Raw genomic sequence first — 20,745 nt, 5'->3', positions numbered from 1 at the left:
TCTAAGCTGCTCGTCGGCGTTGTTGGCTGATTCAGCGTCTAAGCTGCTCGTCGGCGTTGTTGGCTGATTCAGCGTCTAAGCTGCTCGTCGGCGTTGTTGGCTGATTCAGCGTCTAAGCTGCTCGTCGGCGTTGATGATGTTCTGGTCCGACTCAGGCAAGGGGCTCGATGCGGCCGGGGCTCAAGAGATGAACGGCGCATGTGGTCTAGTTACACGCGAGTCCGCTCGCCCCTTGAATGGAATATTGCAGATCGGCATCGTCCGCACTGCAAGAAATCAGCATGGAATAATCTATGGGAGCCAGCCAAGGGCTGGGCGTTGGCTTGTTGCATCTTAAGCTCGTCTCCACCATGTCAAGGGCATAGGCTCTAGGCTTCAATCACTCGTTAGAAGTTCAGCTTCGACATCCTTGTTGATGCGTCAGAATCGGGAGCGCACTTGCCTACACGAATCAGTTTCGCTCACTTGGAAACCTTCCTCACTGTCGTTGGTAGCCAAACTATCAGCCAGGCGGCCGAGAAGCTTAGCATCGCGCAGCCGGCACTAAGTCAGCAGCTCAGATTGCTTGAGCGTCGACTTGGAGTTGAACTGTTTGAACGCGATGCACGACCGTACCGCTTGACCGAAGCGGGGGTGCTCTTGAAGGATGAGGCGGAGCCACTGCTAACTGACTTCTACGGGCTTGTCGAGAAATTGCAGGGAATAGCGTCGGGAAAACGCGGGCGCCTCCGAATCGGGTTCACGCGCTCCGCGATGTATGGGGCTCTACCATCGGCCGTTCGAGCGTTTTCGGAAGCTCACAAGGAAGTCGAGTTACAACTTCACGAGATTCTCACCGAGGACCAACCCGAGGCTTTGCGTACGGGCGTTATCGATTTGGGCATTGGACGAGATCCTTCGGCTTCGCCACATATTAGCCAGGAGGTGCTTCGCCGCGAGTCATTTGTAGTCGCTGTGCCACTGAGCCATCCATTGGCGGCGAAGAAGAGCGTCACTCTAAGCGCCCTTGAAGGAACGGGGTTCATCCTCTTTCCAAGGCTGGAGAACGCTAACTTTCCTGCACGAATTACGGCCCTCTGCCGAGAAGCAGGCTTCGTTCCGACAGTCGTCTATGAGGCCTTCGAGATAGATTCCGCGCTAGGCCTGGTAGCGGCAGGGCTTGGGACAACCATCGTTACTTCTGCTTTGGCCGCGCATGGGCGGTCTGACGTCAGGTTCCTTCCGCTGGATGGACTCCCGGTGGGTGTAACTACGGACCTCGTCGGCCTGACCATCGACCGTGCCCGGCAACCCTTGGTCGAGGCCATGCTTACGGTGTTGCGGGAGGAACCAATCGCGCCCTCATAAGTTCCAACTTATGAAATTAGCGAAATCTCGTCTTGGACGTGAAGGGCCTTTGGAGGCCACGATGGAAGAGATTTCTGGCAGGTCCCTCACGCAGGGCAACGAAGCTTGGAAATCTACTCTGTCAACTGAAGTTCAAGTCTTAGAAGGAGAAAGGCGTACCGCCGATTCTCATGCCAAATATCGACCTTGGGGCGGAAGGGTCCGCCGAAGCCCTTATCGAAGAAGTCAGCCAAGAACATCTGCATGCGCTCTTGAGTCTGGGTACTGCAACCATTTACGAAGCCCAAAATCAGCGTGGATCGATAGCCGCCGAGATCCGGCCCATCGACGCCGGAATGAAGTTGGTTGGGACGGCACTAACTGTGGACACAAGCCCGGGGGATAACCTCATGCTTCATCAAGCTGTGCTCATGGCGCGTCCAGGTGATGTCCTTGTGGTTGATGCAAAGGGCTTCACTGATGCGGGCCCTTGGGGGGATGTCCTAACACTCGCTGCGCAACGTGCAGGCATAGCCGGACTGGTAATTGATGGTTCGGTCAGGGACACGGATGCCATCATTGAAGCCGGCTTCCCGGTGTTCTCAAGAGGCATCTCCATTCGCGGAACAACCAAGGTTGATCCTGGCCGCATTGGCGTGAATATCAACTTTGCGGGAACGAGCGTGGATCGTGGCGATGTGGTCGTCGGCGATCGAGACGGTCTCGTGATCGTGAAAGCCAACGAGGTCCAACAGTCGCTCAAGAGTGCTGCCTTGCGAGAAGCCAAGGAAGAGCGCTATCGGAAAGAGATCCTCAAGGGTTCATCCACGGCGGAGCTATTGGGCCTGCTCCCCATCTTGAAGAGTTACGGCTGGTAAGGCTCGCCGCCCACTGAGCTGAACAGTGATAGGTGGCAACGTTGCCGCCGTAGGACTGATGACGTAACGGCACTGCAGCGACGTAATGAGCTGCAAGCCAGGTCAAAGGTCGACTTGGGGAGTTTTAGGCCGTTTGGCCTTGACTATAGAACAGACAAAGGAGCCTGATCTTAGATGACCATTGAAGGTCCAAACATAGTGGCAAGCCGACCAACTCGTGTGAGATGGAAAGGTGGTGCCATCATCTTCCTTCTGTGTTTTGTGGCTTACTTGGACCGCATCGCCTTTTCGGTGTCTGCAAGTCCCATCATGAAAAGCCTTGGCATAGACCCAGTCCAGTTTGGGATTGTAACTACGTTGTTCAATGTGGGCTACTTTCTTTGCCAGATTCCAGCGGGCGTACTTATACAGCGCATTGGTCCGCGGAAGGCAATGGCACTTTCCATCATTACATGGTCCATATTTACAGCATGCACCGGACTAGCTAACTCGTTGGTGATGCTGGCCGTGACACGATTCTTGTTCGGAGCGGGCGAAGGACCCGTCTTTACGGCCGCAAACAGCTTCTTCGCCAACTGGTTTCCTCAGCGGGAGCGTGGCCGAGCAAATTCGTTGATGAACGCTGGCGCATTCCTGGCGCCGGCTCTGGGAGCAATGCTTCTTGTCCCCGTCATCACGGCGTTTGGCTGGAACGTCACGTTCTTTGTGTGTGCCGCGCTTGGAGTAATGGCTTGCGCCCTCTGGTATTTCTCCGTTTCAGATCGACCGGAGCAGAGTCGAAAGGCTAACGCTGCCGAGCGAACGCTCATTGGGAGCGACAGCGCACCGGTAGCTTCGCGTACTCGAGTTCCGTGGGCCTTGCTGCTGCGGCAGCGCTCGTTCTGGACCATTGCGATTGGCTTTTTTGGCACGCTTTGGACCATTCAGTTCTTCATCTACTGGCTGCCTTTCTACCTCGAGGCCGCGAGGGGTGTTCCATTTACGCAAGTCGGCCTCTACACAAGCATTGCTTTCGTATGCATTACTCTTAGCGTCCTTTGTGCGGGTGCCCTAAGCGATGCTGTACTAAAACGAACAGGCTCGCCATTCGCCGCACGGAATCTGGTAGCGATTGGCGGTCTCGTCCTCGCTGCTGCATGCCTGACCTTCAGTACGCTCACAAATGACCCGCTAGGAACGGTGCTTTGGCTGAGCTTGGCCTTGGGTGGGGCCGGCTTTGCTCAAACGCTGTCTTGGACGATGGCGACCGATATCGGCGGTCCGCTGACGGCTACCGTAGGAAGCTGGATGAACACGTGGGGTTTCGTTGCAGCTGCAATCGTTCCTACCGTTGCCCCGCTCGTTGCTAAACAATTTGGCTGGACGCAAGTAATACTCCTTAATGTGGCAGTGATTATTGTGGGAATTGTTGGTATCGCACTCACTAAGACTAATGAGCGACTCCTCGCAAAGAAGCGGGAAGCATTATCCAGTGAGGCTGAGAGCAGGTCGGCAATATGATTTACTTAGCATTCAAGCCATAAAGATGGCAAATTAATAGAGATGTTTAATTGCATGAACTATAGGGTGGGAAACGTGAAGACGACAAATGAAACCGACATTGTCTCTCGGCTGAAAGCACTGCCGACGGCAGCTATCTCCGATGCTATGGACTCGCTTGGTTTGGACCAGACTTTGCGCGGTATCTCTCCGCTAAAATTTGGTTTCCAATCGGTTGGACCGGCATTCACGGTTCAGTATGAGCCCGCGGGGACGAATCGAGGCAGTGTTGGGGACTTCCTTGACGATGTTCCGCCTGGCGCGGTGGTGATCATCGACAACCAAGGTCGCACCGACGTAACCGTGTGGGGTGGGATCATGACAGAAGTTGCCGCCGATCGCGGCATCGCAGGGACCGTTATTAACGGCGTTTGCAGAGACGTGAGCACATCCTTGAAGCAGCAGTATCCGCTTTTCAGCCGTGGGAGCTACATGCGTACTGGCAAGGATAGGGTGAGGCTGACTTCTGTTGGCACCAGCCTCAAAATAAATGATGTCCTTGTCTCGCCATTGGATATTATTTGCGGCGATGCAGATGGTGCTTTGTCCGTTCCGCGCTCAGATGCTGAACGAATAGTTGATATCGCGGAAGAGATCGAGGCAACTGAAGCCAGGATCGTCGCAGCCGTGAAGAATGGCTGCACGTTGGTACAAGCACGTCTGGACTTTGGCTATCACGACCTGCAATGGAAAAGGTCCTGATCGTCGACGCACGGCATCGCACACGATCTAATGCGGGAACTTCGTAATCTGTGTTGATCCTTGGACGCCGGGATTCTCGTCTAAAGACGTCCAACGTTCACGGTATTGCCGGCATCTGCGCAGGCGAGGATGCCTAGTGTACGTTTCCAACATAGTTAAGTGGCCGACTGGAGAGGCTAACTGATCGACCTTCTGGCCGTGGGGCGGGCACGACGCACGCCCCACGGCCAGCGTCCCTGGCCAACAGCACCGTTATCACGGAAAAAAGCTCGCCGTTAGAGCCGTGTGAGGAGGCAGACACGCTAAGAGGTCATGGGCCCACGCGTTACACCGTCGTCGGTTGGCGTATCTTCTCTTCATTTGCGCGAACCGACCCGGTGCGAGGCCCGTCCGAAAGTGGCTTGGGGCATTGAAATAAACCGTGAAGATGCTCGAAATTTCGGACGTCGGCGCTTGAATATCGACGCCAGGTGCCTGGACTTGAAGATCGAGAGCCGCCGCAGATCTTCGCGCTGTTTGTTTTGGTCCTGCGAATCGCGGGGGACAGCCACTTATGTTTGCATGGTGCGACGATCAGGGTCTGGAATTGGTGCTGCTGCAACGAGTTTTTGGGTGTATGGGTGCGTTGGGCTCGCGTATATGTCCCTGGTGGTTCCGCGCTCCATGACTTCTCCCCTGTACAAGACAACAATCCGGCTGGACATGTACCGGACGACGGCCAAGTCGTGGGAGATGAATAGGATAGACATCCCCATTTCCGCCTGCAGGTCCTTCAAAAGGTTTAGCACCTGTGCTTGAGTGGAGAGATCGAGGGCGCTGACGGCTTCATCACATACAACCAGCTTAGGCCTGACCATAAGCGCCCTAGCGACGGCAATCCGCTGACGTTGGCCACCCGAAAAGGCCGCAGGGTATCGTTGGGCGTCGCTGTCTCGGAGCCCGACACGTTCGAGCATCGCCGAGACCTCGCTTCGGGTGGCGGTTGGACTCAGGTCTCGATGCACCCTTAGGGGCTCAGCGAGTGTTTGCCCGATGGTTCGGCTGGGATTAAGCGAACCGTACGGGTCTTGGAAGACGACTTGCATGTGTTCGCTCAGGAGGCGGCGCTGGCGTGGCTTGGCTTTGCTGATGTCTTTCCCGTCGAACCGGATGGATCCACCGCTGACCGGCGCAAGCCCCAAGACTGCATTACCAATGGTGGATTTACCAGATCCGGATTCTCCAACTAATCCGATGGTTTCGCCCTCGCCGATTTCCAAGTCGACTCCGTTGACAGCATTGAAGTCTGGCCGGCGGAATCCTTGGGGGTAGGTAACCCGAAGGCCTGACACTTCCAGTAGCGTCATTTCGTCTCTGTCCTTAGCTCATCGATGTGGATGCACCTGCTCAGGTGATCTGGCTCAGCCAACAACAAAGGGACTGGGGCAGCTGTACAGGATTCGGTCTTGAAGGCGCACCGGTCTGCGAAACGGCAACCGAGCGGCCAGTTGTCCGGACGCGGAACGGTGCCCTCGATCGTGGTGAGCCTTTGGCCTTCTTCGGCCAGATGTGGATTGGCTTTGAGTAAGGCATAGGTATACGGGTGGGCTACGTCCTTGAATAGGTCGCGCACGTGGCCTTGCTCGATTACCTGTCCTGCGTACATGACGACGGCACGGTCGCAGGTTTCCGCAACAACGCCCCAATCGTGGGTAACCAGGATCATGGCCATGCCGGTTTCTAGCTGGATCCGGCGCAGGAGTCCCATGATCTCCCGCTGTACGGTGGAATCTAGAGCCGTGGTGGGTTCATCAGCGATCAGGAGTTTGGGGCGACCCGCCAGAGCCCTGGCGATGACAACCCGCTGTGCCATTCCACCGGAAATTTGGTGCGGATACTTCCTGGATACTACTTCGGGGGAAGGGATTCCTGTTTGTTCCAGTAACTGAAGCACTCGCTTACTAATTGCCTGCTTCGTGCCGCCCTCATGCTGGTGTACGGCCTCTGCCAGTTGTTTTCCGACGGTGTACGACGGATCAAGGCTCACCATCGGTTCCTGGGAAACGAAACCAATTCCTCGTCCGCGGATCTTTTTCAGTTCTCGTTCTGCAAGTGAGCCAAGATCGTGCCCCTCAAAGGTGATAGTTCCTCCAGAGACACGTCCGCCACCGGGGACTAGTCCCAGCAGACCCAGCGCGGTCACCGATTTGCCGCAACCGGACTCGCCAACGAGTCCCAGCGTTTCACCGGGGGCCACATGGAAGCTGACCTTGTCTACAACCGTTGTCCAGCCTGTGCGAAGCGGCAGGTCGATGGAAACCTCGGTCAAAATCAGAGTGGCATCCGTGGAGGGAGGCGTTGTGGCGTCACGGGCGGCAGGCGCAAGGTGCTGTGTGGACCTACGGTCTGTCGAGAGCTTCAGGACTGTCGAAGAGCGGGAGTCCTGGGACACATCACGGATCGAATCGCCGAGAAGAACAAAAGCAAGGACGGTCAGGGTAATGGCGATGCCGGAAGGGAGTATGAGCCAAGGCTGCTGGCGCAGAACAACAGCACCTTCGGCGACCATGCCACCCCAGCTGGGATTTGGCAGTTCAACGCCGAGACCGAGGAAACTCAGGCCGGTCTGCACCAGTAGTGCCGACGCAGTAATGACAGACATGATCACAATTACCGGCCCGGAAATCCGGGGCAGGATGTGACGGACCATGATCTGGGAGGGCTTCAGCCCTGAAACGCGTGCTGCGGCTACAAAAAGTTCTTCTCGTGTGGAGAAGGTAGTTGCGCGGGCGATGCGGATGATCTTGGGGGAGTAGAGCACGCCGAGAGCGAGCATAGCTGCAGTCTGGTTGGATCCGTAGATGGCGAAGACCATAAGGAGAATGACGATATGGGGGATGGACAGCATGACATCAACGATCCGGCTGACCGCAGCATCAAGGAACTTGCCGTGGTAGCCGCTGAGTATGCCTAAGGGCAAACCGATGACGAGAGCTGTAAGGACTGCTTGGGCTACACCGATAAACGTCAGTTGCCCGCCGTAGAGCAGCCGGGTGAGTACATCTCGGCCCAATTGGTCAGTGCCGAGCAGGTGTTGTCCGCTGGGCAGCTGCAGGAGGGACGTCAGACTGTTTGTGGTTGGGTTGTAGGGACTCAAAACCGGTGCCATGAAGCACGATGCGATAACCAAGACAAGGTACCCTACCGAAAATGCTCCGGCTGGGGTCCGAATGATCTGTAGTGCCAGAGGTAAGCCGGAGCGTTGCGGCCGCTGGGTTGGCACCGGTATAGCGGCGGCCTCAGGAGTCGTCGCGACTATTTCCGAAGTGATGTCTTTTGCCTCAGCGCTCACGGCTGTTGCTCCTTCCAGTCTTCATCGTGTCCTGACCTTGGGGTTCAGCCAGCCGTAGGCCAGATCGACGACGACATTTACGAAAACAACGATCAGAGTGAGAAGTAATGCAGCTCCCTGGATCATCGGTATGTCACGGTGGCTGGTAGCTGCTACAACGGCGGTTCCGAGACCAGGGAGGACGAAGATGGACTCGGCCACGACTGCCCCGGTCAATGAGCCGACGAAGAGCAGACCAACGATCGTCACGATTGGTATGGCTGCGTTTCGCAGAGCGTGGCGGAATACGATCTTCTTCTCAGAAATGCCGTTGGCGCGAAGCCCCAGAACGTACGGGCTGGACAGGGAATCCCGCATGGCGTCCCTCGTTTGTTTCGCGATCGAGGTGACCATGTGCACGCCCAGGGACACGACCGGAAGGGCAAGGAACCACATCCAGGAAGTGATCGATTGCTCAGGCCGGACATAGCCCGTCGCTGGAAATATTCTTAGCTGGACTGCGAAGAACAAGATGAGTAGGAGGGCCAGCCAGAAGCTTGGGATGGCGAGTCCCCCGACGGCCAAAACATCGACGGCGCGGCTCCAGAAGCCCCTGCTCCGCGCAGTGAGCACGCCGATAAGCACACCAAAAACCACGGCGAACGTCAGGGCGCCGATCAGCAGAGACAAGGTGACTCCGAGTCGACCCATCAGCGCCGGAAATACTTCTTGGTGATTAAGAAGCGAGTTACCCAGGTCTCCGCGCAGGACACCACTGACCCAATTCCAGTATTGGACCAAAAGGGGTTGGTCGAGACCCATCTCGCGTTCAAGGGCCGCGATGGACTCAGGGGTCGCGTTTTGTCCGAGGATGCTCTGTGCTGCATTACCTGGCAGCAAACCCAGCAGCACGAAACTGAGTCCTGTTACGACGAAGACAAGAGGCGCTGACATCATCAGCCGCCTGAGGATCAAGCGGATCATCGCTTTACCTTTCGTGGGTGAATCTCTGGTAGTGGCACCCACCTTTGGTCGCCACTACCAGCCGAGTTTCTTACTGCTTCGGTTGAAGATCGATGAGAGTAGGAATGGGTTGGGCGTCGGAAACGTTGGGCGCCGTAACGGTCGAGGATGTGAAGAAAACTGCATCCGAGACGGAGTAATTGGAGTAGAACGCATTTTCGACGATGTACTTCTGGAGGTTCTTCTGAGCCTGCTCGATGCTTTGCGCGTCGGCTGATTGGGCTGTTGCGAGCAACTTGGCTAGCTCCGGGTCATCGGTTTTGAACGGATTCAGAAGGCCTGCGTTGGGCAAGAGTTGTTCTACAGCGAGCTGGTTTGACTCCGAAATCTGTCCGTAGAAGGCAAGGGATGGGCACTCCAATGCACGTCGGGCAGCCACCGCGGTGGCGCTGTCGACGAGATCCTTGATGTGCACGCGGACTCCGACGTCCTGCAAGTAGCCGAGAAGTGACTGCAGGAAGGTCGTTTCCGTACCATTTCGATTCCAGACGCAAACTGTCAGATCAAAGCCGTCTTTGTAGCCGGCCTGGGCGAGTAGCTGCTTAGCCTTCGCAGGATCATAGCTATACAGGTTTTCGGTGTCGTCGGCGTATGACTTATAGCCGTTTACAACCATGGAAGCGTTGGCCTTACCGTACTCACCAAATACTGTGTTGGCTACGGCCTTCCGGTCGACGGCGTAGTTCAGGGCCTGACGAACCTGAAGGCTTCCGAGCGCCGGAGTTTTCTGACCGGCCCGATCCATCAGTATCAGGCCGTCCCACAGATAAGGAACGTGGGTAACAGCCAGGCCCGCGCTCTTTGCCGATTCAGCGTCGCGGGCCTGACCGACAACAAAATCGACCTGACCGCTCTGCATCGCACTGACTGCTGCATTTGCGTCGCTGATGACTGTAATTTCAACGCGATCCCACAACTTTCGGTCCTTGTTCCAGTAGTCGCTGCGGGCCTTATAGACGTAGTGGTTGCCCGGGTTCGTTTCTTCCGGCACGAGAGCATAAGGTCCAGCTCCGTCCGTGCTGGTACCGAGCGCCTGGGGGTTGTCCACCGCGTTAGGGCTACCAACGTAGCCGTATCGGTTCTGAGTCAGATACGTGGGCCACAACGGGTCGGACGCCTTTAGGTGCAGTTTGATAGTCTGCTTGTCCACGACTTCAATTTGTTCGAACTGCTGGAAGCGTTGGGCGAACAGCCCGCCGGATTTTGCCCAGTATTCAAACCACTTCTTTACACCATCGGCGCTGAGTTCAGCGCCGTCCGCGAACTTGACGCCCTCGCGCAGTGATATCTGGAAGACCTTGTTGGCGTCGTCGACAAAGCCCCACTTAGTTGCCAGGCCAGGTTGCAAGCTTCCGTCGCCGGCGCGGAAGATCAGCGGGTCATATGCGGGTTCCACATAGTACTGATCTGGGATTCCCGTTCCGATCAAAGCAGGATTTACTGAAGAGGGAGCGCTTGGGAGGGCAAGTCGCAGGACCTTTTCTCCACCTGACTGCGACGCTTCGCCCCCATTGCAGGCAACCAGCCCGGCAGAAGCGGCAGTCACTACTGCAACAACAACAATCGCCTTGCGGCTGGTCCGCAAAAGCCTTCTGTACATCTTTAGCTCCTCAGTCTTCATTGGCTGGGTAGGGTGCTTTGCTGCACCTGTGTGGCGTAGGCCACTTAAGTAAAGAGTAAGGCTTGAAAATATTATATGTCCAGACATTCGGACAAGTTTTTGTCCTAACATTTGAGGTGTGTTCGGACGCTCGTGCGCGTCACAGCGGGACACCGTTTCGCCTCGCAAAGGAAACCGTCGGGAGTCAGAAGAGACACCTGCCTCTCGCCCTGGCGCACCAGCAGGCATCAAGCCATACTCTGCGGGGTGCCAAGTGCCGCTACTGTGAGCGCTGGCGTGGATGCACATGGGCCGTTCATTGCACCGCGATGCGCGGAGGCCGCGTCGCCAGTGTCCCGTGCATGATATATTTTGCGACTCAGAAGTTCCCTGCCGCCTGATCGTCGATAAGCGGTAGTTACAGCCCTGCGGCGGAGCCCGGGTTTTACCCTTTCCGCGTTGCCCCATGACAGTTGAGCCGTGCTCAAGCGTGAAATGCCAAAAGCGCTAGGGTGCTCGTGATGTCTGTTTGGTCGCTTGGGGTGATGCCCAGAGTCCAGTTAGCGATCCTGGTTGATTGGCCCACCATGCGCAGCCTGTGCACTACTCGATGACGTGTCATACCGACAGTCCTGTCCAAATCGAGCGAACGCCCACCACGCAGGAAACTACTGCAGTCTCGGGTCTCTTAAGCGAAAAGAACGGTGGCACCGAGTCTGGTACACACCGCCCTTTCGCATAATGGCTGAAAAGGATTCCCTACCGGTTTCCCCGCTTAGCATGATGAGCGCGAAGCCCATTCCGGTGTATCAACCGGACAAAATGCTCTTCGAGGTCTGAATGAACTTCATGGCCAAGGCCTGCAACCAAGTACAAGTCAGATTCTGGGATCTGCTCAGAGATGACCATGCTTCCGTGGTAGTCCAATAGGTTGTCGCTCTTGCCGTGTATCACCAAGGTCGGTGCCGTGATCGTCTGAAGAAGATTTGTTCGGCTCCGGGATGAACTGATGGCGGTGCGCTGACGAGCGACGCCCTCAGCATCCAAGCCACGATCGTAGGCTTTTCCTCCGACCTCGCGAATCCATTCGACATCCTGTTGGAACGCGGTCGAAGCGCAGGCTTGCTCATTGATCACCATGTTCTCGATGGCTTCGTCGCGCGTGCGAGGCGTTGGCAACGAATCCCGACGCTTCCGAAATGCCGCGCCAGTGTTGTAGGTTCCAAATTCAGGGGACGTGTAGAGCAGGGCTAGACTGAGCACCATGGGCTGATGGTCTATGGCGATCTCCTGAGCAATCATTCCCCCCATGGACTGGCCGACGATATGTGCGCCTTCAATTCCAAGAGACTCAAGAAAGTCCACACAATCCTTGGCCATATCTGACAATGTGTAACTCGTGCCAGGAAACCTCTGGGATTCTCCAACGTCCCGATTGTCCACGGCATAGACCGCGTACCCGAGGTCGGCTAGGCGGTTCCTGAATGAACTGCGCCAGCCGATTAGTTGTGCCCCAGTGCCGTTGATCAACAGGAGCGGATCGCCAGTAGGGTCGCCCGTGAGTTCGTAGGCAATGCGGACTCCGCTTGCGGTGGTGGTGGTAGTCAACGGTTTTCTCCTCGAAATTCTAACGAATGCCCTTGATGGGACCGACCACGAGGCCGCCAACGACTGCAGCGGCGGCACCAAAGATGAATAGAGCATCGTACCCGCCGGCAAAAGTTATGAGTGCGCCAGCGATGGCACCCGACATCAACTGCGGGGCTCCTGTTGCAACCGAAAGGAGGCCAAAGTCGCGGCCTTCGCTCGTCTTGTTGGGCAGGACGAGAGACATAAGGGCCATGTCGACGGCCAGGTACGCACCCTTGAATCCACCCACGAGAATGGAGAACACAACCATGCCGGTCCACGTTGGGGAGATCAGGGGAACAAGCATCGCCAATCCCATGCCAGCAGCCGCTATACCCACGAAAATTTTACGACGGCCGATTCTGTCGGAAATCCACCCGATGCAGGCTGCAACAACGATCCATGTCGTGGTGTTGATCGTCGTCAAGATACCGATGCTCATTGCTGCGTTGTTACCAGGCAGATTCTCGACACCAATTCGGTCTTGCAGCGTATAGAGCAAGTATCCAAAGACGACGAAGTATGCCAAATAGAACATGAATCGACTGGTGAACGCAAGCGTGAAGTTCTTGGACCTGAAGCCGCTGAAAAAATCGGAAATCCGCCGAGTAACAGGAGTTCTTTCACGCACGGCAACGTCCACCGAGCCGTGACCCGCAAATGGTCCCTCTGGCGCTCCGAAGACAAGGATAAGAGTCGCACCAACCAAGAACAGGCCGATGGTCCAGTAGGCCACGGTTTGTGGGACATTGGCAGCGTAATTGACCCCCGCCACAATGCCAAGCGGGGTACCAAATCCGATGACGGAAGAGGCAATACCACGACGGGCTGGAGGTACGCGGTCGGGGAGGATAGGCGCCCAAGCTCCTTGGTAGAAGTTGGCAGTGAACCAGAGCGCGGCGTAAGTGATCGCCAAGGGGACGAGGGACGTTTGATAACCCATGACGACCACCAGGGCAGCAGACGCGACCGATGTTACGACGAGCCAAGGTGTTCGACGGCCGAATCGCCCAGTAGTTCTATCAGAGACGGCGCCGCCGATCGGCAGGGCCAAAAGCGAAGTTACTGCAGCAACAACCGTCAGGATCGCGAGGTTCGCAACCTTCTTATCAGGATCAATGTGCTGCACCTGCAGCGGAATCAGAACCTGCTGGATGCCTTGATAGAGGGCGTACATCGCGGTTGTCGCCGGAAGGATGGAAATGAGCAGTCGGCGTAGCCTTGGGTCTTGCCGACTGCCTGAAGTAGCTGGGATGACGTCTGAGGTCGTCGTAGGGATAGTCAAGGGGTCCTCAATTCAATAGGGCTTGATTTGGGAGGTGGTTCCGGACGGAACAACGATGTTCCAGCTCCCAATCAGCCGTCTAGCCGCATTGCTAAGGCCCAGCAGTGTGGCGCAGGGCACGTTTCGACGATAAAGTATATTTGTCCGTATGTAAAGACAAAGTTCTGGAATGCTCTCGATGCAATTAGGGCCTGAGCGCCCAGTTTCAGGCACTCTTGATGGCGACGCCTCTTGCCTGCATAATATTTTCAAACCGTTCTCGGAGGGGTTAGCCTCCCTGAGGCCCTCTCGAGGCAGCCCTACAAACTACAGGATCATCGTGAAGCAGTCAGTTGCCCCCGTACTTGCAGGTGAGACCAGGCGGCGCATTATGGCGTTCTTGGAAGCGGGCCCGGCTTGCCCTGGTGATCTGGCGAGGGCTCTTGGTTTGTCTCAGAGTCATGTCTCCAATCAACTCGCGTTGCTAAAGAGCCACCACCTCGTGGGGAGTAGCCAGGCCGGTCGCCGCGTGTACTACGCCGTCGCACCCCAACAAATCGCTAATACCGCAGGCTGATTCTGTCACTGGCCTCTCAGGGCGAGCGGTCGCTGGAAGTGGATGAACTCGAGTCATTGGATATGCATCTGAAGCCCATCCGTGACTCAAATAGGGTTGCGTGCCTGCTCGACATGGCTTGAGGAATCAACGAAGCTGGTGGACATGCCCCGTACTCAAGGGGGAGAGTCGGTGCTCTCCCGTGCTGTTCGTATTGTCGAGGCGTTCGGACCTGGCGATACGTCCTTGACTGTCACTGAGATAACTCGGCGAGCCGGTTTGCATCTTGCGACGGCGTCGCGGTTGGTCGAGGAACTGAGCGGCTTAGGTTGGCTCGAACGTGATGCTGACAGGAGAGTCAGGATCGGGGTGAAGATGTGGGAGGTGGTTTCCAGGGCCTCGCCAACGCTGGGGCTGAGGGATGCGGCGATGCCGATAATGGAAGACCTTCATGGGATCGTGGGCCAGCATATTCAGCTCGGTGTGCTTGAGGGTGACGAGGTGCTTTTTATTGAACGTCTCACTGCCCCCGGGGCCGTCATCAATTACACCCGTGTCGCCGGCCGTTTACCGCTGCACGCTTCCTCGTCAGGGTTGTTGTTACTCGCCCATGCCCCGTCCGCGCAACAGGAACGTACCATCGCTGGGCAGTTGAAGGTATTTACTGCCCGAACCATTAGCACGCCGTCCGAACTTAGGGCGGCTTTGGCTGAGGTTCGCCGGCAGGGTTATGCCTTCCTCGCCGGGCACATCCATCCCGATGCCACAGGTATAGCGGTTCCGGTCCGGGACCCGGGCGGGAACGTAGTTGCCGCACTGGCCATTGTGCTGCCCAACGATGACGCGGCACGTTCTCGCATCGCTGTGCTCCAAGCGGCGTCCGCGGCCGTTTCGCGCGCCATGGAATACCTTGCCCCGCCCCTTCGCTAGCTTGCGGGATCGGCAAAAGTTATTCTCAATCATTGAGAGTCATATGGTGACCTGTGTCATGCTCAGCAGATTCTTGAGAGAGAACAGCGAGCAAAGGAGCCGAGATGTTCACCGAAATGAATTCCGCTGCTGAGACATCACAGGTTGCACTGATCGTGGCGGCACGAGTCCAGGTTGCCGAGGGTGTGGTCGCGCTGACGTTGACCCATCCCGATGGGCGCAGACTTCCCGATTGGACGCCGGGTTCGCACATCGACGTCGTGCTGCCCTCTGGCCTGAATCGGCAATACTCTCTTTGCGGGGACCGCTGGGATGCCTACAGTTACCGCATCGCAGTGCTGCACGAGCCCGACGGTCGTGGAGGTTCTGCCTACATCCATAAAGAAGTGAGGGTTGGAACCACTGTCGCGGTCGGCGGACCACGCAACAACTTTCGCCTTGTTCCGTCCCAGAAATACATGTTCATTGCTGGTGGCATTGGGATTACACCAATGCTGCCAATGATGCAGCAGGCGGATCTGATGGGTGCGGACTGGAAGCTGTTGTATCTAGGACGTTCACGGCGGACCATGGCTTTCCTTGACGAGTTGGCCCGTTATGAGGATAGGGTTTCCGTTCTTGCGAAGGACGGGCCGGGCCCGTGCGTGCTGGAGGATTTGATCGGCGAAGCGTCGACAGACACAAAGGTCTATGTGTGCGGGCCGCAGCGGCTCCTGGATGCGGTGGAACACCATTGCGCTGGCTGGCCGGCCGGTCTGCTGCGCTTGGAACATTTTTCTGCCAAGGCTCAAAGTGCTCCGTCGAGGTCTGATGCCTTTGAAGTCGAGCTGGCACGGGCCGGCTTTTCGGTCACCGTCACCCCAAACGTCAGCGTCCTTGACGCGATACACAACGCCGGTGTCCATCTTTTGACGTCGTGCAGAGAGGGCACCTGCGGGACCTGTGAGGTGTCGGTGCTGTCCGGAGAACCCGACCACCGTGATTCCATCTTGAACGATGACGACCGGGTAGCCGGCCACTGCATGTTTCCCTGCGTGTCGCGGTCGTGCAGCGACCGCCTCGTACTTGACCTTTAGAACTTACTCCTTCGAAAGGACCTGAAATGACCTCCGCGGTCCCCACTCTCGGAACTCCCGTCAGCGACGCCGATCCGTTTTGCGACGACGTCCTGGAAGATCCTTTGCCGTTCCAAGCCGAGCTTCGCGCCACAGGCCCCGTCGTCTACCTGAACAAGTACGACGTCTTCGCCATGGGACGCTTCGAGGAAGTCCAAGCGGCTCTGACGGACTGGCAGTCATTCCAGTCCGCGGCCGGCGTTGGGCTGAGCAATTTTCGCAAGGAGAAGCCTTGGCGGCCCCCAAGCCTGCTCCTTGAAGCTGACCCGCCCCATCACGACGCGCCACGGGCGGTTTTGGCAAAACTTCTCGGCCCGCGGGAAATCCGGCGCTTGAGCGAAGCCTGGACTGCAGACGCGGAAGACCTGCTCGACCAGTTGCTAGCCAAGGGCACCGAATTTGAAGCGGTCACGAATCTAGCATCGGCCTTCCCCCTACGGGTATTTCCAAATGCAGTCGGGATTCCAGGAAACGGGCGCGATGCTCTGCTGCCCTACGGTGACCACGTGTTTAACGCGTTCGGACCAGCCAATGAACTCGTGGCCAAAGGGGCACAGCGCGTGGCTGAGCTGTCTGCCTCGATGGCAGCCATGTGCGACAGGAACGTGTTGACCCCGGGAGGGTTCGGCGCGCAGATCTGGGAAGCCGCTGACCGGGGAGACATCACACCGGCCCAAGCCCCGCTGATCGTCCGGTCCTTGCTGACCGCCGGGGTCGATACCACCGTCAACGGCCTGGCTGCGGTGCTGTATGCCTTCGCCGTCAATCCCGCCCAATGGTCGCGGCTACGGGAAAATCCTGCACTGGCACGAACGGCCTTCGACGAAGCCGTGCGGTTCGAGTCGCCGGTCCAGACGTTCTTCCGCACCACGACACGGGACATCGAGGTCGGCGGAACCCTCATCCCCGAAGGCCACAAAATCCTGATGTTCCTCGGTTCCGCGAATCGAGACCCACGGCGCTGGGAAAACCCCGATCAATTTGACCTCACCCGGGACCCTTCGGGCCATGTGGGGTTCGGCTTCGGGATCCACCAATGCGTCGGCCAACACATTGCACGGCTGGAAGCATCGATCATCCTGACCGCGATGGCGAAACGAATAACCAGCATCGAAATCGCCGGACCAACCCGTCGGCACCTTAACAACACCCTGCGCGCGTGGGAGTCGCTTCCCGTCCGCATCCGTAGGGCCTAGACCCGCTTTGTCGACGGAAACGCTGCCCACTCAAAAGAAATCAAAGCGCAGGCCGCCAATTCAGCGACGCGTCTATAGGCCGTCGCTTCTGCTGGCGACGCCTAGCGCCAAACCAACGAGTCATGCTCCTGCCGACGCCTCGCGAGCCGGCGATCCACGCAAACAGCTCCGTCTAATAGCCGAACTCGAAATGCGCGTAACAAGTTCGATAGAGATATTGCAGGGCATTCTCCAAATGGTTTCTCATGTTCTTACGAAGTCATTGGAATCCACGACAGTACTCATTCGCTATGTCAATGTGTTTTGACTTCAGGTAGTGGGGACAGCGGCGGTACGGTTGAGTTACTGTCTCGAAATCCAGCTAAACGGGCAGCGCCCCTCTCAGTCACCTTTGATATGTAATTAGACTCCTGAAGGAAAACGAAATGACTCCAACGTCCCACACAGAGCATGAGCAGTTCTCCATTGACGCAGCTCGGGGCCTGCTGCCTGAGATCGAGTCGCGAGTTAGTGTCCTCAAAAATGTCAATGGATGGGCTGACTTTTCGCCTGAGGTCCTAGGGGTTTGGTCGGCGCCCTACGGGAGCCCCGAGCTGTGGAGTGTAAAAATTCAGCACCGAACCATTGATGGGCCTCACGGGCCAATTCCAGTCAGGATCTACCGATCGAACGACTCCAAGGACGGACACCCAGGACTCGTTTGGTTCCATGGCGGTGCATTCGTAGGCGGTGCCCTTGATATGCCAGAGGCACATGAAACATCCCTAGGGATTTCAGGCCGAGCAAAGATGACGGTGATCTCTGTTGACTATCGGCTTTGTCCGTCGCCTGGCCAACCGGCGACAACCGGCGATGTAAGGTTTCCTATTCCTCATGACGAAGCGGTGGAGGCATATCGTTGGGCCGTAAAAATGGCCGACGAGCTCGGTATGGACCCCTCAAAGATTGCCGTCGGCGGTGCCAGCGCTGGGGCTAACCTGGCGGCAGGGGCGGCTCTACGTCTTGCCCATGACGGCGCGCCTCCTTGGCAAGCACTTCTGGCCTACCCCCTGGTCCATCCCACAATGCCTACCATGTCAGAGGATCTGGAGGACGCAATACAGCGGATACCACCAGCACTTAGATTAACTGCCGAATCCTGGATAAGTTTGAATGAAAACTATCTCGGTGGTGCAGTGGAAAGTGCAAGCGAATATGCCTATGTGGGTGTGTCTAGGGACCTGTCTCGCTTCCCTTCGACTTACATCGACAACTGCGAATTTGACGAGATCCGCATCAGCGGGGAGGCGTTTGCTCGGCAACTCGAGGAGTCAGGGGTTGATGTCGAGGTAGCCATGACGAACGGAGTCCTTCATGGTCATCTGAACAATGTCGGATTCAAACCAGCCAGGGACAGCATGGACAATTTTGCTCGTCGTTTGACTTCTTGGACAGGGAAAGACGCGGTGTGACTGAGCGAACGCCTTCTACTGAGGCGCGAACTGTAGGGCTGCGTGCCCTCCTGGCGGGCAGGGCATCCGGAAGAAGATCATGAGGCCGAGCGGTGGAGTCTGTAACCGAGGTTCCAAAATTGATTCACGGAACTGGGTGGCAGATTGGGATCGGGCTACCAGGGACATTTGCTCATCAGCGGTCGGTTGTTCTCGGGTCTTCACCGGTTCTGGGAATCTTCGGAGGTTGCGACCCTCATGACTGCCTTTCCCACGCCTCTGTGTCTGGTACCAGATCGGAAGCCGAAGCCTCATCCGTGGACATGGTTCTGACAAGGATGACACCACCGAAATTCGCTTCGAGTATCTACGGAAAAGTCAGATGCAGGTCGTCGACAATCCCTGAGGCCGGCAGCACATTCACCTCCCGCAACCACACAGAGCCGTGGTTTCAGATCCTCGCCTGTAGCATTGCTAGAGTCGGGCGCCCTGGCCCCGCCACGAAGGGCTTGAGCGGATTCAGGTCCTGAAACAACTTCGGAGGGTGAGAGTTCCCATGCCTGAACCTGTAGGGCTGATCGACAAATCCGGCCTGCGCAGGGATGCACTTCGGAGCGTCGGACAGCTGCTCAATGCCACGGGTGCATTACTCAGGCTCGATCCGGCTGGAGCTACCATGCAGGCCATCGCTGAACGAGCCAACGTTTCCGTGGCCACGGCTTACCGGTATTTTCCCACCCTTCAACAGTTGCACACTGAGTTTCTTTACAGTGTCCTGGTCAACGCCCGTGATTACAGCCTGGCGTGCCAGCTTAACGGGAAGGAACTCTTCCTCGACACCACCACGAAGTGGGTGCAAATCCTAGCAATCTATGGGAAGGCGCTTAGTCAGATTCGTTCACCTCAAGGATTTCTAGACCGCTTGGACAGAGGCGATATCACAGCTGTCGTCGTTTTTGAGACTTGGGAACGTCCCATTAGGGAAGCACTGCGTGAGATTGGGGTATCCGAGCGGCACTTCCGTCACGCCCTCTTGCTGTTCAACTCGCTTTTTCACTCTCGTGAGGTCATTGATTTACATGAGACTGAGGGTTTCTCGGCTGATGAGATAGCGAACCTTCTGGCAGAGTCTTTCTACGGAGCGGTGCAAGGATGGGCCAGGGGATCTTTGTCAACGCAGGTGGTTGCACGCTATTCGCAGGACCCATTCTTGCCATAAGCCGGTCGTGCAGGTGGAGCTGGCGACCGCCCGGAACCGCGCTACGGAGGGGCAGGGCTGTCTCAGCTTGATTCAGGAAGGAGTTCGAAGAGCGTCTCGATTTCGACGGGTGCCCTTCGCGGTAAAGCGCTTGTTCCGAGCGCAGCGCGGACATGTCTCCCGTTTCCTCCCAATGCCAGCATGAATAAATCTGACGCGCCGTCTATGACCCGAGTCTGATCGCCAAACTCCGGACTGCAACGAACGTAGCCGGTCATTTTGAGCATACGTAGTCGGGAAAAGTCGCCGCTACATGCATGGCTAAGTATGGCGAGGACGTTGAGGGCGCAGATACGGGCAGCAGCCCGAGCGTCTTCCAGCGAAAGCTCCCGACCGACGACCCCTTCGTACTGTAAGACGCCGTCGATAAGGCAAGTTTGGCCAGCGACCAGTATCTGAGACCCGGACTTGATATAGGGGACATACGTTCCGGCTGGTTTAGGAGACTTGGGTATATTAAGGCCCGCATTTGCCAAACGCTCGTGAATCGTTGCGTTATTACTAGTCATTATCAATTCACTTTCTGCTGTGGAATATATTTCTATTGGATTGGTCGCGGTCTTTTAGACGAGGCAAGACTCGTGGCTCCGTGGTTCGTTCCATGTTGACTACGTAAATGTCGGGCGGCGAGGTTATGGCCAACGTGGTTGGCGACACTTCCCAGAACGCGGGCGAGTCCTCATCCCCGTTGCTCCCGACGGCGGTCGTTCGCGCGTTGTGGACTGGCGCCGTGTCTGACGAGAGCAGGCCTGGGCTCACCGGCATGGCGAAAGGGATAGCCTGAACTGTGACGAGCCCAGGCGGCTTGCGGCCCTGAGGGCGAATTCTTCGCCTTCGTCGGCACTGGACGGCCCCCTTCCACCAATGCCAACATCCTCAAAGTGACCGTCGTCTAAGCGCCAACCACGTATAGGTCGATTCCCGTAACTTCTGCCAAATTGGCTCCCGATACCGCAAGCCCTTTGTGCAGACGAACTACCCTCCATACG

The 20,745-nt window shown here is 56.9% G+C and carries 17 protein-coding genes and 1 pseudogene; 11 read left to right on the top strand and 7 right to left on the bottom strand.

Annotation, left to right across the window (positions count from 1 at the left end; genetic code table 11):
• The first annotated feature begins 465 nt into the window (after nt 1–465).
• The 4 genes from ACIPY2_RS06435 to ACIPY2_RS06420 all read left to right on the top strand — a co-directional run bounded on the left by ACIPY2_RS06435 (nt 466) and on the right by ACIPY2_RS06420 (nt 4,445).
• Nucleotides 466–1,347, top strand: a complete 882-nt coding sequence (locus ACIPY2_RS06435) for a LysR family transcriptional regulator (RefSeq protein ID WP_400265533.1) — start codon at nt 466–468, stop codon at nt 1,345–1,347.
• 170 nt (nt 1,348–1,517) lie between these two features.
• A complete protein-coding gene (locus ACIPY2_RS06430; RefSeq protein ID WP_400265532.1) occupies nt 1,518–2,204 on the top strand; it encodes a 4-carboxy-4-hydroxy-2-oxoadipate aldolase/oxaloacetate decarboxylase in 687 nt (228 codons plus the stop codon).
• Nucleotides 2,205–2,378: 174 nt separating this feature from the next.
• Nucleotides 2,379–3,704 carry an MFS transporter gene (locus tag ACIPY2_RS06425; RefSeq protein ID WP_400265531.1) on the top strand — a complete coding sequence of 442 codons (1,326 nt, stop codon included), beginning with the start codon at nt 2,379–2,381 and terminating at the stop codon, nt 3,702–3,704.
• Between the two features lie 75 nt (nt 3,705–3,779).
• Nucleotides 3,780–4,445 (top strand): RraA family protein, encoded by a 666-nt coding sequence (locus ACIPY2_RS06420; protein WP_400265530.1) that lies wholly within the window; start codon nt 3,780–3,782, stop codon nt 4,443–4,445.
• A 551-nt stretch (nt 4,446–4,996) separates the two neighbouring features.
• Here ACIPY2_RS06420 and ACIPY2_RS06415 read toward each other — a convergent pair.
• The 6 genes from ACIPY2_RS06415 to ACIPY2_RS06390 form a co-directional block, all read right to left on the bottom strand.
• On the bottom strand, nt 4,997–5,791 hold the full coding sequence (locus ACIPY2_RS06415) for an ATP-binding cassette domain-containing protein (RefSeq protein ID WP_400265529.1): 795 nt from the start codon (nt 5,789–5,791) through the stop codon (nt 4,997–4,999).
• Nucleotides 5,788–7,581, bottom strand: a complete 1,794-nt coding sequence (locus ACIPY2_RS06410) for a dipeptide/oligopeptide/nickel ABC transporter permease/ATP-binding protein (RefSeq protein WP_400265528.1) — start codon at nt 7,579–7,581, stop codon at nt 5,788–5,790. Before ACIPY2_RS06410 ends, ACIPY2_RS06415 begins: the two co-directional genes overlap by 4 nt.
• Nucleotides 7,582–7,797: 216 nt before the next feature.
• The gene (locus ACIPY2_RS06405; RefSeq protein WP_400265527.1) at nt 7,798–8,739 is read right to left on the bottom strand and encodes an ABC transporter permease; all 942 of its coding nucleotides are present in this window, start codon (nt 8,737–8,739) and stop codon (nt 7,798–7,800) included.
• 70 nt (nt 8,740–8,809) lie between these two features.
• Nucleotides 8,810–10,378 carry an ABC transporter substrate-binding protein gene (locus ACIPY2_RS06400; protein WP_400265526.1) on the bottom strand — a complete coding sequence of 523 codons (1,569 nt, stop codon included), beginning with the start codon at nt 10,376–10,378 and terminating at the stop codon, nt 8,810–8,812.
• Nucleotides 10,379–11,137: 759 nt separating this feature from the next.
• The gene (locus ACIPY2_RS06395) at nt 11,138–11,986 is read right to left on the bottom strand and encodes an alpha/beta fold hydrolase (RefSeq protein WP_400265525.1); all 849 of its coding nucleotides are present in this window, start codon (nt 11,984–11,986) and stop codon (nt 11,138–11,140) included.
• A 19-nt stretch (nt 11,987–12,005) separates the two neighbouring features.
• The gene (locus tag ACIPY2_RS06390) at nt 12,006–13,184 is read right to left on the bottom strand and encodes an MFS transporter (protein ID WP_400265524.1); all 1,179 of its coding nucleotides are present in this window, start codon (nt 13,182–13,184) and stop codon (nt 12,006–12,008) included.
• 277 nt (nt 13,185–13,461) lie between these two features.
• Between ACIPY2_RS06390 and ACIPY2_RS06385 the strand changes: the two genes are divergently transcribed.
• From ACIPY2_RS06385 to ACIPY2_RS06355, 7 genes and pseudogenes are all read left to right on the top strand, one after another.
• The gene (locus ACIPY2_RS06385) at nt 13,462–13,848 is read left to right on the top strand and encodes an ArsR/SmtB family transcription factor (RefSeq protein WP_400265523.1); all 387 of its coding nucleotides are present in this window, start codon (nt 13,462–13,464) and stop codon (nt 13,846–13,848) included.
• 144 nt (nt 13,849–13,992) lie between these two features.
• Nucleotides 13,993–14,160 (top strand): annotated as a pseudogene (locus ACIPY2_RS06380) (helix-turn-helix domain-containing protein); the annotation flags it as partial.
• A 42-nt stretch (nt 14,161–14,202) separates the two neighbouring features.
• Nucleotides 14,203–14,757, top strand: a complete 555-nt coding sequence (locus ACIPY2_RS06375) for an IclR family transcriptional regulator (RefSeq protein WP_400265752.1) — start codon at nt 14,203–14,205, stop codon at nt 14,755–14,757.
• Nucleotides 14,758–14,861: 104 nt separating this feature from the next.
• On the top strand, nt 14,862–15,833 hold the full coding sequence (locus tag ACIPY2_RS06370; protein ID WP_400265522.1) for a PDR/VanB family oxidoreductase: 972 nt from the start codon (nt 14,862–14,864) through the stop codon (nt 15,831–15,833).
• Nucleotides 15,834–15,859: 26 nt separating this feature from the next.
• The gene (locus ACIPY2_RS06365; protein WP_400265521.1) at nt 15,860–17,068 is read left to right on the top strand and encodes a cytochrome P450; all 1,209 of its coding nucleotides are present in this window, start codon (nt 15,860–15,862) and stop codon (nt 17,066–17,068) included.
• Between the two features lie 425 nt (nt 17,069–17,493).
• Complete coding sequence (locus ACIPY2_RS06360) at nt 17,494–18,519, top strand: alpha/beta hydrolase (protein WP_400265520.1); 1,026 nt, start codon at nt 17,494–17,496, stop codon at nt 18,517–18,519.
• Between the two features lie 535 nt (nt 18,520–19,054).
• Nucleotides 19,055–19,717: a TetR/AcrR family transcriptional regulator gene (locus tag ACIPY2_RS06355; protein WP_400265519.1), complete on the top strand. Its 663-nt coding sequence runs from the start codon at nt 19,055–19,057 to the stop codon at nt 19,715–19,717.
• Nucleotides 19,718–19,779: 62 nt separating this feature from the next.
• On the opposite strand, the gene ACIPY2_RS06350 is transcribed toward ACIPY2_RS06355, so the two are convergent.
• Nucleotides 19,780–20,265: a RidA family protein gene (locus ACIPY2_RS06350; protein WP_400265518.1), complete on the bottom strand. Its 486-nt coding sequence runs from the start codon at nt 20,263–20,265 to the stop codon at nt 19,780–19,782.
• Nucleotides 20,266–20,745 lie beyond the last annotated feature (480 nt).

It is taken from the genome of Paenarthrobacter sp. NPDC089675, from assembly GCF_044749185.1.
Lineage (GTDB): Bacteria > Actinomycetota > Actinomycetes > Actinomycetales > Micrococcaceae > Arthrobacter.
Note: the sequence above shows the minus strand (reverse complement) of the source record. Positions and strands in the feature narration are given on the sequence as shown.